The 13,828-nt window shown below is 58.7% G+C and carries 14 protein-coding genes; 10 read left to right on the top strand and 4 right to left on the bottom strand.

The annotated features are described in order from the left end of the window. Positions 1-109 precede the first annotated feature (109 nt). The 5 genes from folP (at position 110) to PKC29_02310 (ending at position 4,904) form a co-directional block, all read left to right on the top strand. Positions 110-892, top strand: a complete 783-nt coding sequence (folP, locus tag PKC29_02330; GenBank protein ID HML94247.1) for a dihydropteroate synthase — start codon at positions 110-112, stop codon at positions 890-892. Between the two features lie 61 nt (positions 893-953). Next, positions 954-1,784 carry a diadenylate cyclase CdaA gene (gene cdaA, locus PKC29_02325; GenBank protein HML94246.1) on the top strand — a complete coding sequence of 277 codons (831 nt, stop codon included), beginning with the start codon at positions 954-956 and terminating at the stop codon, positions 1,782-1,784. A gap of 7 nt (positions 1,785-1,791) precedes the next feature. Continuing rightward, positions 1,792-2,769: a CdaR family protein gene (locus PKC29_02320; GenBank protein ID HML94245.1), complete on the top strand. Its 978-nt coding sequence runs from the start codon at positions 1,792-1,794 to the stop codon at positions 2,767-2,769. Between the two features lie 42 nt (positions 2,770-2,811). Beyond that, a complete protein-coding gene (gene glmM, locus PKC29_02315) occupies positions 2,812-4,182 on the top strand; it encodes a phosphoglucosamine mutase (GenBank protein HML94244.1) in 1,371 nt (456 codons plus the stop codon). Continuing rightward, positions 4,179-4,904: a pyridoxine 5'-phosphate synthase gene (locus PKC29_02310; protein HML94243.1), complete on the top strand. Its 726-nt coding sequence runs from the start codon at positions 4,179-4,181 to the stop codon at positions 4,902-4,904. Before glmM ends, PKC29_02310 begins: the two co-directional genes overlap by 4 nt. A 57-nt stretch (positions 4,905-4,961) precedes the next feature. Here PKC29_02310 and PKC29_02305 read toward each other — a convergent pair whose 3' ends face one another. Then, the gene (locus tag PKC29_02305; GenBank protein HML94242.1) at positions 4,962-5,408 is read right to left on the bottom strand and encodes a transcriptional repressor; all 447 of its coding nucleotides are present in this window, start codon (positions 5,406-5,408) and stop codon (positions 4,962-4,964) included. Positions 5,409-5,593: 185 nt separating this feature from the next. Here PKC29_02305 and PKC29_02300 point away from each other — a divergent pair, with 185 nt between their 5' ends. Together PKC29_02300 and PKC29_02295 are read left to right on the top strand one after the other, a co-directional pair. Beyond that, the gene (locus PKC29_02300) at positions 5,594-6,874 is read left to right on the top strand and encodes a folylpolyglutamate synthase/dihydrofolate synthase family protein (GenBank protein ID HML94241.1); all 1,281 of its coding nucleotides are present in this window, start codon (positions 5,594-5,596) and stop codon (positions 6,872-6,874) included. A 54-nt stretch (positions 6,875-6,928) separates the two neighbouring features. Then, positions 6,929-7,963 carry a histone deacetylase gene (locus tag PKC29_02295; GenBank protein ID HML94240.1) on the top strand — a complete coding sequence of 345 codons (1,035 nt, stop codon included), beginning with the start codon at positions 6,929-6,931 and terminating at the stop codon, positions 7,961-7,963. A gap of 5 nt (positions 7,964-7,968) precedes the next feature. Here PKC29_02295 and PKC29_02290 read toward each other — a convergent pair whose 3' ends face one another. The 3 genes from PKC29_02290 to rpe form a co-directional block, all read right to left on the bottom strand. Further along, entirely contained in the window at positions 7,969-8,799 is an 831-nt protein-coding gene (locus PKC29_02290) for an ATP-binding protein (GenBank protein HML94239.1), read from the bottom strand. Positions 8,800-8,806: 7 nt separating this feature from the next. Continuing rightward, positions 8,807-9,421: a hypothetical protein gene (locus PKC29_02285; protein ID HML94238.1), complete on the bottom strand. Its 615-nt coding sequence runs from the start codon at positions 9,419-9,421 to the stop codon at positions 8,807-8,809. Between the two features lie 98 nt (positions 9,422-9,519). Continuing rightward, positions 9,520-10,191 carry a ribulose-phosphate 3-epimerase gene (rpe, locus tag PKC29_02280; GenBank protein HML94237.1) on the bottom strand — a complete coding sequence of 224 codons (672 nt, stop codon included), beginning with the start codon at positions 10,189-10,191 and terminating at the stop codon, positions 9,520-9,522. Positions 10,192-10,416: 225 nt separating this feature from the next. Between rpe and metK the strand changes: the two genes are divergently transcribed. The 3 genes from metK to xerD are packed head-to-tail and all read left to right on the top strand — an operon-like array spanning position 10,417 to position 13,784. Next, positions 10,417-11,577 (top strand): methionine adenosyltransferase, encoded by a 1,161-nt coding sequence (metK, locus tag PKC29_02275; protein ID HML94236.1) that lies wholly within the window; start codon positions 10,417-10,419, stop codon positions 11,575-11,577. Between the two features lie 43 nt (positions 11,578-11,620). Then, positions 11,621-12,877: an adenosylhomocysteinase gene (ahcY, locus tag PKC29_02270; protein HML94235.1), complete on the top strand. Its 1,257-nt coding sequence runs from the start codon at positions 11,621-11,623 to the stop codon at positions 12,875-12,877. Between the two features lie 19 nt (positions 12,878-12,896). Next, positions 12,897-13,784, top strand: coding sequence for a site-specific tyrosine recombinase XerD (xerD, locus tag PKC29_02265; GenBank protein HML94234.1), 888 nt, complete (start codon positions 12,897-12,899; stop codon positions 13,782-13,784). The last annotated feature ends 44 nt before the right edge of the window (positions 13,785-13,828 follow it).

Genomic DNA, 13,828 nt, shown 5'->3' with positions numbered 1-13,828 from the left:
CACTCCTATCGACACAGTTTCAAATAACGACGGAAGCTTACCCAAAAAATCTCATAATCTTCTTTCACTCCGCGGGAAAGCCCTGCCCCTTGGCGAACGGACACTTATAATGGGGGTCCTCAACGTAACCCCCGACTCCTTTCACGACGGCGGTAAATACAGTTCGACGGACGCCGCCCTCAGGCGCGCCGAGAGGATGGCCGAGGAAGGGGCCGACATCATAGACATCGGCGGGGAATCGACGAGGCCCGGCTCCGAAGGGGTCTCCGAGGAAGAAGAGCTGGCGCGGGTCGTGCCCGTGATACGCGGGATACGGAAGCGGCTCGACACCCCGCTCTCCATAGACACGACCAAGCCCGGGGTCGCCCGGGCGGCGCTCGCCGAAGGGGCCTCCATTGTAAACGACATAAGCGGGCTCAAGTTCGGCGCGGGCGTGGCCGGGGCCGCCGCCGAATACGGGGCGGCGATGGTCCTCATGCACACGTCCTCACGCCCGCGCGACATGCAGGAAAAAACGGGATACGTATCCCTCGTAGACGACATAATAAGATCCCTCGATGAATCGATCCGGAAGGCCACCGCCGCCGGCGTCCCGGAAGAGAATATCATCGTCGATCCCGGGTTCGGGTTCGGAAAGACAGCCGCACAGAACCTTACGCTCCTTAAGGAGCTGGCGAGGTTCCGCGAGCTCGGAAGGCCCATTCTCATCGGCACGTCGCACAAGTCCTTCATCGGGGCGGTCACGGAAGACCCTTCCGGAAACAGGCTCGAGGGCACGGCCGCCACGGTCGCCATAGGGATAATGAACGGGGCTTCCATAGTGAGGGTGCACGACGTAGGCTGCATGAAAAAGATTGTGCTGATGGCCGACGCAGTTAAGAATGTAAATTAAATCCGCAGAGGCGACCCGGGCGCGAGGCTCGAGGAGAGGAAGCCGCCGCCGGGAATAAAAGATGTTCGACGCTATATTAAATTACAGGTACGTGTGGGACACGCTCGACATACTGCTCGTGGCGTTCATCATCTACTACGTGCTCCGCATGCTCGAGGGGACGAGGGCGCTCCAGGTGCTCTTCGGCTTCGTTCTCCTCGTCGTCCTCTACTACGTCTCCCAGCGCGGGCTCTTTACGCTCAACTGGATACTCGGGCAGTTCCTGGGCTCGATAATCCTCATAGTCGTTATCATATTCCAGAACGACATTCGGAGGGGGCTCGCCGCCCTCGGACGTCGGCCGTTTCTGCTGAAGATGTCACCCGTGAAATCTAAAGAGCAATACCTCGAAGAAGTGGTCAAGGCCTCGAGCTACCTCGCCAACAGGTACATAGGCGCACTCATGGCCATAGAGCGCAACCAGACCCTTTCGGACTACATCGAAATAGGGATGAGGGTGGACGCGCTCGTTTCGAGAGAGCTCATAATCAGCATATTCAACCCCTCGTCGCCGCTTCACGACGGCGGGATCATAATAGTCGGGAACAGGATAATCTCGGCGGGCTCGTTCTTCCCGCTGACGACCGACCCCGACCTCGAAAGGGAGCTCGGCACGCGGCACAGGGCGGCGCTCGGGCTCTCGTCCGAGACTGACGCCGTCGTCATAGTAGTCTCCGAGGAAACGGGCAATATATCCCTCGCCATAGGCGGCGAAATAACCCGCGGCCTCGACGCGACTTCGCTCCACAACAGGCTTATGGACGCACTCGACATAAAGAGGCCTACGGCGAAAAAATCCGGGCTCGTAAACAGGCTCATTCACAAGGAGGAGGGCGAGGACAAGAACCTTTAAGCACTCCATGAAACGCTGGATAAAAAAAAGAGAGGCCTACGGCGCGGGCGACCGCGAAAGGGAACCCATATATAAAGACTGGGGCAAGAAGGTGCTCGCCCTTCTCATCGCCATATCGTTATGGCTCGTGGCCAATCTCCAGCACGACGTCGAAAAGAACGTTGCGATAGACATAAATTATACGAATCTCCCGCCGGGGCTCGTCGTCCTGAACAACCCTCCTGAAAAGCTCAACATCCGCGCGCGCGGGCCGAGGAGCCAGCTCTCGTCCGTTTCTCCGGACGACATGGTGTTTACGATAGATCTGTCCAACGTGAGCGAGGGGGCGTCCATCTTCGAAATAAGGACCGACATGATAATCCCCCCGAGGGACGTACAGGTAACGGGCGTCAGCCCGTCCGAGATCAGGATAGAGCTCGACAAGCTCGCGCAGAAGGAAGTCGCGGTCACTCCTAAAATCGGCCCCCCGGACACGGGGTACGAAATCGTGGGAGAGCCCGAGGTCTCCCCGGCCCGGGTCAGGATAAGCGGCCCCTCGTCCCTTCTTGAGAAGATCAAGGATATCGGCGGCGACCTCATATCCCTCGAAGGGGAAAAGTCGAGTTTTTCGGTCGAAATACCCCTCAGGACCCCCTACTCTCTCGTTAACATACTCGGGCGGAATACAGCGCGCGTCACGGTGGGCCTCAAGGAAACCATCCTCGAAAAGGAGTTTAACAACCTCGACATCAACTTCGTCAATTTCGGCAATCTAGATTATGAAACGGAGGGCAACGTAGAGACGGAGATCGCGTTCGAAGGCCCCTACAGCATAATTAACAAACTCAACAGTAAGGATATAGAATTATACGTGGACGGCTCCGGTATAACGGAGGACGGGGGCAAGAAGACCTACAAGCTCGACGTTAACGTCGAGTACCCGCACAAGGGGGTGCTCAAGATGACGAAGCAGTCGCCGAGGACAATCAACGTCAGGCTGAATTAGGGCGGAATTATGGAGGAACGAGGAATTTTGAGCGATAATAAGATGAAAAGACTTTTCGGAACGGACGGGATAAGAGGCGTAGCGAACCAGGAGCCCATGACGCCCGAGATGAGCCTCAGGCTCGGCAAGGCGCTCGCTTATCTTCTAAAGCAGCGGACAAAGGGCCCGCACCCGCTCAAGATAGTCATAGGCAAGGACACGAGGCTCTCGGGATACATCTTCGAGCAGGCCCTCTCCGCGGGCATAGCGGCCATGGGCGTGGACGTGCTCCTCGTGGGGCCGCTGCCGACCCCGGCGATAGCCTTCATCACGCAGAGCATGCGCGCCGACGCGGGCATAGTGATCTCGGCCTCGCACAACCCCTACGAAGACAACGGCATAAAGATATTCGACAGGTACGGGTACAAGCTCCCGGACGAGGAAGAAATCCGCATCGAGGAGCTCATGCAGAACGGCGAGAGCAACCGGCTCAGGGCCTCTCCCGGCGACATAGGCAAGGCGCACAGGATAGACGACGCCCCCGGCAGATACGTCGTATTCGCCAAGAACTCCTTCCCCCAGAACCTCACGCTGGAGGGGGTCAAAATAGTCCTCGACTGCGCGAACGGCGCTGGGTATAAGGTTTCACCCATCATCTTCCAGGAGCTCGGGGCCGACGTCGTAACCATAGGCGTAAACCCCGACGGGAAGAACATAAACACGGACTGCGGCTCGCTCAATCCCGAGCTTTTAAGAAAGCGAGTCCTCGAAACCGGGGCCGACCTCGGCATAGCCCTCGACGGCGACGCCGACAGGGTCATATTCTGCGACGAGGCGGGCGACATAGTAGACGGCGACAAGGTCATAGCCATTTGCGCCGACGAGATGATACGGAACGGGAGCCTCAGGGGCAACACCGTCGTCACGACGCTCATGAGCAACATGGCACTCGAGAATTTCGTAAAGGACAAGGGGGTCGATTTCGTGAGGACAGAGGTCGGCGACAGGTACGTTTCCGAGGCCATGCGCGCCCGGGGGTGTAACCTCGGCGGCGAGCAGTCGGGGCACATCATCTTCCTCGACCACACCACGACCGGCGATGGCACGCTCGCAGCGCTCCAGGTGCTGGCCATAATGAAAAGGGAGGAGAGGCCGCTTTCAGAGCTTGCGAGGATAATCGATCTTTACCCGCAGCTCCTCCTTAACGTGAGGATAAGGGAGCGTAAAGAGCTCAGCAAGATAAAAAATCTCGACGGCCTCATCCGCTCGAACGAAAACAGGCTTTCGGGCAGGGGGCGCATAAACATCAGGTACTCGGGCACGGAGCCCATATCGAGGGTCATGGTCGAGGGCGAGGACGTCACCCTTATAAAAGAGATAGCCGCCGAGCTTGCGGATGCGATACAAAAAGACATAGGAGCGGAAGCGTCATGACACGGCTCAACGTCAACGTCGACCACGTTGCGACGGTAAGGCAGGCGCGTGGAGGCATAGAGCCAGACCCGGTGCTGGCGGCGTATCTCGCCGAGCTCGCCGGGGCCGAGGGAATAGTCGTTCACCTACGCGAGGACAGGAGGCACATCCAGGAAAGGGACGTCTGGATGCTGAGGGAGACGGTCAAGACGAAGCTCAACCTCGAAATGGCCCCCACGGACGCCATGGTGAAAATAGCCGCTGACATAAAGCCCGACATGGCCACGCTCGTGCCCGAAAAGAGGCAGGAGCTCACGACCGAGGGCGGGCTCGATACGGCGGGGAACCCGAAGGAGATAAAGTCCGTCGTCAGGCGATTACAGAAGGAAGGCATATTCGTCAGCCTCTTCATAGACCCCGACCCGGCGCAGATAAAGGCGGCCGCCGCCACGGGTGCCGAGATGGTCGAATTACACACCGGGGCATACGCCGACGCGCCCGACGAGGCAGGAAGGGAGGACGAGCTGTCACGAATCCGGAGGGCCGTCAAAAAGGCGTACTCAGCCGGGCTAAGGGTATCCGCCGGGCACGGGCTCAATTATTTCAACGTCGTTAGCATTGCGGAAATAGAAGGGATAGAAGAGCTGAACATAGGTCACAGCATAATATCGAGGGCTATCACCGCTGGAATTGACCTTGCGGTCAGGGATATGATAGACCTCATACGGGCAGGAAGCCTCTAGGGCCGGGCGGCAGTCTACCCTGCCCTACACTGATCCATCCGCCGTACCGACAAGTTCTCAGGCCGTTTTAGCCGCCCTGCAATCGGAACAAAGGCCGTAAATCTCCAGCTTGTGGTTCGTGAGCTGGAATTCGTTCAGCTTCGCTATCTGGTTGAGACAGGACTCGACCTGGTTGTTCGCAAATTCGTATATCTTCCCGCACTGGTTGCAGATCATGTGGTGGTGGTGCTCTCTTTCGGAACGAATCGGCTCGTAACGGGCCTTTCCGTCGCCGAAATTCCTTTCGGAAGCAATACCGCACTCCATGAAGAGCTTGAGGGTTCTGTATACTGTCGCGAAGCCGATGAACGGGTGGCGCTTCTTTATATCTTCATAAAGTTCTTCAACTGTGACGTGTTTCCCCATGTAATTACCGAAGAACTCATCGAAGATTATATCCCTCTGCTTGGTGGACTTGAGGCGCTTCTTGGCTATATAATCGTTGAAGGTTTTTCTTCTTTCCATTTTCCTTATGGCCACAGGAGTCATATTTTTAGCTCCCCGCGAAATTGATTTACGTTTTCAAATTGTAAACTAGAATGAAGGAAATAGCAAGAGGTGATTTTTATTAAATGGAAATAATTACCATGTCAGGATTCCCCTGACACGGCCCCGGATTATGATAGAATTTCCCTTGTGGTAGCCCCTGTATGACGATAAAAGACGCCAATTCCTACCTGGACTCCCTCGGATTCCACAAGATAAAACCCGGACTCGAAAGGATCGGGGCCCTCCTTCGAAGGCTCGGAAACCCGCAGGATAAAGTCCCGGCCGTAATCGTCGGCGGCACGAACGGCAAGGGCTCTGTGACGGCGGCAATTTCGGCCGTCCTCGGGCGGGAGGGCTACCTCACGGGGGACTACACCTCACCCCACCTGGTAAGCATAACGGAAAGGATAAAGCTTGGCGGAGAAGAGATAAGCCCGGACGACCTCGCCCGGATCATATTCCGCGTCAAGGATGCGGCGGACGCCGAAGGCGAATCGCCGAGCTATTTCGAGGTCGTCACGGCGGCGGCCTTCGTCTATTTCGCCGGGCGCGGCGCGGATTTCATGGTGCTCGAAGTCGGCATGGGCGGAAGGTGGGACGCGACGAACGTCACCACCCCTCTCGTATCCGTCATAACGAACGTCTCCATGGACCACACCGAATACCTCGGCCGCACCCTTCCGGCGATAGCGCTCGAAAAGGCCTGCATAATAAAGCCCGGCGCTCCTGTCGTCACCGCCGCCCGTGGGGCCGCCCTCGGCGTTATCACGGACTACGCCCGCGAGGCCGGGTCCCATGCCTACATCCACGGCAGGGATTTCAGGTTCTCGGGCGGCGGGACGTCCGACTTCACTTATTCCGGCAGGGAGTGGAAGCTCCCCGGGCTCACGTCGAACCTCGCCGGCCTCTACCAGCTCGAAAACCTGTCCGTCGCGCTGGCCGCCCTCGAGGCCTTCAGCCTCGACTGCGGCATCGATATAAGCGAGGCGGCCGTAAGGGCTGGCCTCGCCGACATTAGATGGCCCGGGCGGCTCGAAACCCTTCGCGAATCCCCGCCGCTCATACTCGACAGCGCACACAACCCGGGCGGCGGCAGGGCGCTCGTAAAATCCCTCCGCGCGCTCTACCCCGGAACGAAATTCACCTTCCTCGTCGGCATGCTCGACGACAAGCGGCACGGCCCGTTTTTAAAGGAGATAGCCGGGGTCGCCGGAAGGCTCATAATCACCGAAGTCCCGTCGTCGAGGACGACACCCGCCGAAAAACTACTCGGAGCGGCGGCGAAGTATGTCGCCTGCGAGATAACGGTAATAAAAGACTACGCCGAGGCGTACGGCAAACTCCTGGACCTTAACGAGCCCTCCTGCATCGCGGGCTCGATCTACCTCGCGGGGGCTATAAGGAAGCTCGTACAGACCGGCGAGCGGGCCCGAGTCCTTTGAGCCCACCGCATAGTGTGCTACGATTTAGCTCATTCCCCTTCGGAGGCCGCGCACATGCCAAAAGTCGGAATAGTCATAGACAAGCTCTTCGTCGATCACGATAACGGGATGGGCCATCCCGAAACGAGCGAGCGCATACTCGCGATCGCCGACATGCTGCGGCACACCGGCATGAGGGACGAGGTCACCATACTAGAGCCGAGGGACGCTACGAAAGAGGAAATCACCCTCGTCCACACCCCCGAATACTTCGACAAAATAGCATCCACCAGGGGAAAGCCCCGCGTATTCCTCGACGCCGATACGACGACCAGCCCGGCCTCCTACGACGCCGCCGTGAGGGCGGCGGGCGGGATGCTCTCGTCTATAGACGCCATACTCGAAGGCAGGCTCGACCGCGCCTTCCCGTTCGTAAGGCCGCCCGGGCACCACGCCGAGGCAGACAGGGCCATGGGATTTTGCCTCTTTAACAACGTCGCCGTCGGCGCCGCGTACCTAACCCGGATGAAAGGCGTCGATCGCGTGCTGATAGTCGACTGGGACGTCCACCACGGGAACGGCACACAGCACATGTTCTACGGGAGGAGCGACGTCCTATACTTCTCTACGCACCAGTTCCCCTTCTACCCGGGCACCGGGGCGCTCGGCGAAACCGGCGCGGGAGAGGGCGAGGGATACACCGTGAACGTCCCGCTGAAGGAAGGCATGGGCGACGCCGAATACCTCAAAATATTCTCCGAGATCCTGGGCCCCGTTATAGAGCAGTACAGGCCCGGCTTCATTTTAGTCTCTGCCGGGTTCGACACCTTCTTCGAAGACCCCCTCGGCGGGATGCGCGTCACGCCCGAGGGCTTCGCCCGACAGGCGAGGTTCATGCTCGACGCCGCGGACAAACACTCCGGCGGCAATATAGCGTTCATCCTCGAAGGCGGGTACAACCTCGACGGCCTCTGGATTTCGACCAAGGAAGTGCTCGAAGAGCTCCTCGACAAGAAACGGAGCGAATACGACACGGTCGGCGGGGCGACCGCTGCGGACGACGTGATAGAGCAGGTGAAAAAGGAGCACTCCCGGTACCGGGAGTTCTAGGGACGTCAGGCCTTCCGGGCCTTCTTCCTGTAATCCTTGCCTTCCAGATAAAGGAACTCGCACATCTCGAAGAGCCGCGACGCTATCCTCTCCCCTACCCTCGCTTCGAGTATCTCCGTCGTGTCGCCCTTCTCGCGCGCTATCTCGCGCGTTACGTAGTTGGTCGTGGCGAGCGTCTGACGCGAGGCATTGTAGCGCTTGGAAATGAGCTGGTCCAGGATGTTGAGCTCCCACTCGCTGCTCCTCCCCTTGCCGAGCTCGTCTATGACGAGCACCTCGGCCTCGACGAGCGGCAGAATGACGTCGTTCTCGGGGGTGCCCTCGGAATAGGCCTGCTTCAGCTCCGAAAGGAGATAGAAGAAGTCTTTGAACATGCATTTCACGCCGTGCCCGAGCGTCAGCTCCGCAATGGTGCCGACGGCCAGGTGCGTCTTCCCGAGTCCGGAAGCCCCCATGAGCAGGAACCCCTTCCTGGTCGGGAATTTCTTTACGAACTCTTCCTTGGCGTATATGAGCGCCTTCTGGAGGGATTCGTTCATAGACCCGGGCGCGAGCCCGGCGTCCACCTGGTGGACGTGATAATACTTGGCGGGGATACCGGCGCCGTTATAGAGCTTTACGTTCTGCCTCACGACCCCGCACGCGGAGCACGACGATATCTTCTCGTACCCCTTGTCGTTCCGCCTCATGACGTTGCCGCTGCCCCCGCAAACCCCGCACTCCTTCACGCATTCGCAGAGGACGGCCCGGGCGTAGTTCCCGCTCGTCCTGACCGTATAGCCCGCGTGGTGACAATCGTCGCACCCGGCGGATATCTTCTTCTTTCCCTTAAGCATCCGGCCTCTACACAACGCTCTTTATCGAATATTTCTCGCTCAGTATCTCGTTCCTGAAAGACGCCACGCTCTCGGCGTAGGCTTTGTCCGTCATGCGCCTCGCCCTGTCCCCCAGCCTCCCCCGCGCCTCGGCCTCTATTTTCTCCCTCTCCTCTTCGGTGAGTGAGCCGAAGAGCTCGTCCATGGCCTCGCCCACGAGCTCCGAAAGTGATTTAAACGCGGCTCCTTCGCCGCCCTCCGCACGTAGGATGCGCGCCCTCAGGCCAGCATAATACTTCCTCGCGGGCCCGCGCTTCTCGGCGTCTATAAGCCGCCCGAGCTTCTCCGCCGCCGAGAGCCCGCTTTCGTAGACGGCACTCTCGTCACTGGCACCAACTCTTGCGGCCGGGGCCGGGTGGCCGTATTCCGCCGCGCACGTCTCGACGTACTCGGCACACTGCCTGAGGCCCCTTATCCGCCCGCCCGGTATGCGCTTCGGCCCCTTTTCGCCGAAGGCGCGGCTTATGCCCCTCATCACGATCTCTTCCGGGATATTGCCGTCCCTCCATCCTCGAATGAGGTCGTAGTCTATGGACGAGAGCATTATCCCCTCGCCCGCGAGCGAGAGAAAATACTCTTCCACATTTTTAATATAGCTTGCCCCCGGGTTCATACCTGGCATATCAATTTTAAACCAATAACGGCCCGACCGGAAGCGCAGAGCGCCGCGCCGTGAGAGAACTACTCTCCCGAGGCCGCCTTCTTCATGAGCGAGATCGTCTCGGCGTAGCTCTCCGTGTGGAAGATGCCCGAGCCCGAGACTATGGCGTCCGCACCGGCCTCGGCTATGACGCGTATGTTGTCGAGCTTTATGCCGCCGTCTACTTCTATAAGCGGCTTATGCTCCGAGCCGTCTATTATCTCCCGGAGCTTCCTCACCTTGGGAACCATCGACTGTATGAACTTCTGCCCGGCGAATCCCGGCTCGACGGTCATTATCAATATCATGTCCACGTACTCGAAGACCTCTTCGAGGGCCGAAAGCGGCGTCGCCGGGTTGAGCGCCACGCCCGCGTGCACGCCGCGCGATTTGATTGCCGATATCGTGCTGTAAAGGAGCCTGCAGGTCTCTATCTGGACGGTTATCCCGCGGACGGCGTCGCCGCCGGCGTCGATGAACTTCTCGGCGAACTCGTCCGGGTTGTCTATCATAAGGTGTATGTCCATCGGCGGCGGGGCGCACCTGGCCAGCGATTCGACGACAGGTATTCCGATGCTTATATTCGGCACGAAATGCCCGTCCATGACGTCCACGTGGATCCAGTCGGCCCCGGCGTCCTTGACCGCGCGCACCTCGTCTCCGAGCTTGGCGAAATCCGCAGAAAGTATCGACGGCACTATCAATTTTTTCATTTTATCCTTCCCATAACCTGTTTCCCGGGCCTGCCCGTCCCGGATTCAAGGGTACGGATTATACCATGCCCCGCACTCATGTGAAAAAATCGCGCCTCCGCCGGTCGAATCCGGGGGGTGACGGTCCCTCCCCGCCACGCCCGGCTTTCTTGACAGAGCTTTTAAAACTATTTACGATATCCGCTTTTGTTGTCAAATACTCATTCCATGCAAAGGACTTAATACATGTCTCACGGGAATTTCATCTTTACTTCAGAATCCGTAACGGAAGGCCATCCGGACAAGATGGCGGACCAGATTTCAGACGCCGTGCTCGACGCCATGCTCTCGGGCGACCCGCACAGCAGGGTGGCCTGCGAAACCCTCCTCACGACGGGGCTCGTCGTGGTCGCGGGGGAGATAACGGCCAACACCATAGTAGACCTTTCGGAAACGGTAAGAAAAACCATCGCCGACATCGGGTACACCGACAGCGCAATGGGCTTTGACGCCAACACCTGCGGCCTCATAATCGCCGTAGACAAGCAGTCGCCCGATATCGCAATGGGCGTCGATTCCGGCAAGGACAAGGAGCAGGGGGCGGGCGACCAGGGGCTAATGTTCGGATACGCGAGCGACGAGACGCCCGAGTTCATGCCGACGCCCATAGTCCTCGCGCACAAGCTGGCAAAGAGGCTCACCGACACGCGCAAAGAGGGCATCCTGCCGTTCCTGCGCCCGGACGGCAAGACCCAGGTCACCGTCCGCTACGAGAACAAGGTCCCGGTGGGCATAGACGCCGTCGTCGTATCCTCGCAGCATTCGGCCGAGGTCGACACGAAGACAATCTACGAAGGTATATACGAAGAGGTGATAAAGCACACCATCGACGGGGGCCTGCTTTCCAACAAGACGAAGATCTACATAAACCCGACGGGCAGGTTCGTAACGGGCGGCCCGATGGGCGATTCCGGCCTCACCGGCAGGAAGATAATCATCGACACCTACGGCGGATGGGCCAGGCACGGAGGTGGCGCTTTTTCGGGCAAAGACCCGTCCAAGGTGGACCGCAGCGCCGCCTACATGGCGCGCTACGTAGCGAAGAACGTCGTCGCGGCCGGGCTCGCCAAGGAGTGCGAGGTACAGCTCGCCTACGCGATAGGCATACACGAGCCGGTTTCGATAATGGTCGAGACGTTCGGCACGGCCGCCGTACCCGAAGAGAAGATTTCGACGGCCATCAGGGAGGTATTCAACCTGAGCCCTTCAGGGATCATCTCTTCTCTCAATCTTCTGAGGCCCATCTACAGGGAAACCGCATCGTACGGGCACTTCGGGAGAAGCAACCCCGAATTCACATGGGAAAAAACGGACAAGACGAAGGATCTGGCCAGGGCCACTGCCTGACGTCTATCATAACCACCCTACAGACACACCAACGGAGGCAATAATGACCTACGACGTAAAAGACCTTGCACTGGCGAAGGAAGGGAAGCTCAGGGTCGAATGGGCTGCCGAGGAAATGCCGGTACTCGCGCTTATACAGGAAAGATTCAAGAAAGAGAAGCCGCTCAAGGGCGTAACCATCGCGGCGTGTCTTCACGTAACGACCGAAACGGCCAACCTCGCCATAACGCTCAAGGACGGGGGAGCCAACGTCGCGCTTTGCGCCTCGAACCCTCTCAGCACACAGGACGACGCCGCGGCCTATCTCGTGAAGGACCACAAGATTTCGGTCTTCGCTATAAAGGGCGAGGACACGAAGACCTATTACAAGCACATTAACAGCGTCCTCGACATGTCGCCCAACATCACGATGGATGACGGGGCCGACCTCGTATCGACGCTCCACAAGGACAGAAGGGACAAGCTCACGGACCTCTACGGCGGCACGGAAGAAACGACGACCGGCGTCATACGCCTCCGCAGCATGGCCGAAAGCGGGGTCCTCGAATACCCGATAATCGCGGTTAACGACGCCAAGACGAAGCACTTCTTCGACAACCGCTACGGCACCGGGCAGAGCACTCTCGACGGCATCATCAGGGCCACCAACAGGCTCATATCCGGAACGACTTTCGTCGTCTGCGGGTACGGGTGGTGCGGCAAGGGCCTCGCAATGAGGGCCAGGGGGCTCGGCGCGAACGTCATCGTGACAGAAGTCGACGAGCTCGCGGCGCTAGAGGCCGTCATGGACGGGTTCAGGGTCATGCCGATCGCACAGGCCGCGAAGCTGGGCGACTTCTTCTGCACCGTCACCGGCAACCTCCACGTAATCAGGAAAGAGCACTTCAAGGTCATGAAGGACGGGGCTATTATCTCCAACTCCGGCCACTTCAACGTCGAGCTCGACCTCGACGGGCTCGCCGAGATAGCCAGGGGAAAGAGGAAGATTAGGGAGTACGTCGAGGAATACACGCTCGCCGACGGAAAGCGCGTGAACGTCCTCGGCGACGGAAGGCTCATAAACCTCGCCGCAGCCGAAGGGCACCCGTCGAGCGTCATGGACATGAGCTTCGCCAACCAGGCCCTCTGCGCCGAGTACGTGGTGAAACATGCGAAGTCGCTCGAGAATCGCGTCTACGACGTGCCGACCGAGGTCGACACCGGCGTCGCCCGCATAAAGCTCAAGGCCAAGGGCATAAATATAGACAAGCTCACCCCCGAGCAGAAGAAGTATCTCAGCTCCTGGGAAATGGGCACCTGATATAGTAAAATGATTTCACATGGACGACCTTCTCGACTCGTTTCTTTCGTACCTCGTGGTTGAAAAAGGTCTTTCCGAAAATACGCTCGAATCATACGGGAGGGACCTTAAAAAGTTCCTCCTTTTTATTAACTCCAGGGGCATAACCTCGGCCCGCGAAATCAAATACGGCGACATACTAGACTTTATGACCCGTTCCCGCGAGGAAGGGCTTAACGCGACGACCATAGTCAGGAGCATGGTCTCGGTGAAGCAGTTCTTCAAGTACCTTCTGTCCGAGAAAGTCCTCTCCGAGGACCCGACCGCTCACATCAAAACCCCGAAGATGAAAAAGGCCATCCCGGGCGTCATATCGCTCGACGACGTCGAGAGCATTTTGGGCGCACCCGACGAATCCACCCCCGAGGGGCTCCGCGACGCCGCCATGCTCGAGATGCTCTACGCGACAGGTATAAGGGTGTCCGAGCTCATAGGGCTCAAGCTGAACGACGTCAACTTCGAGCTCGGGTTCGTCGTCGTCTACGGCAAGGGGTCCAAGGAGCGCGTCGTCCCCATAGGCGACAAGGCCAGGGAGAAGCTCCTCCTGTACCTCCGCGATTCGAGGACGGCGCTCCTCAAAGGACGGGAATCGAAGGCCCTCTTCGTTACGCGGCGAGGCGCGGGAATGACGCGCCAGGGGTTCTGGAAGATAATAAAGGCCCAGGCGCTCAAGGCCGGCGTCACGAAGAAAATAAGCCCCCATACGCTCAGGCACTCCTTCGCGACGCACCTTCTCGAGCGCGGCGCCGACCTCAGGACGATACAGGTCATGCTCGGACACTCGGACATCTCGACGACGCAGATATACACTCACGTCGAGAGCGAGCGGCTCAAGGAGATACACAAAAAATATCACCCGAGATCGTAATCTCCCCGGAATCGAGTATATTATTCTCCATTCGTAACGGCTCA

It is taken from the genome of Thermodesulfobacteriota bacterium, assembly GCA_035325995.1.
Lineage (GTDB): Bacteria > Desulfobacterota_D > UBA1144 > Nemesobacterales > UBA2774 > JADLGH01.
Note: the sequence above shows the minus strand (reverse complement) of the source record. Positions and strands in the feature narration are given on the sequence as shown.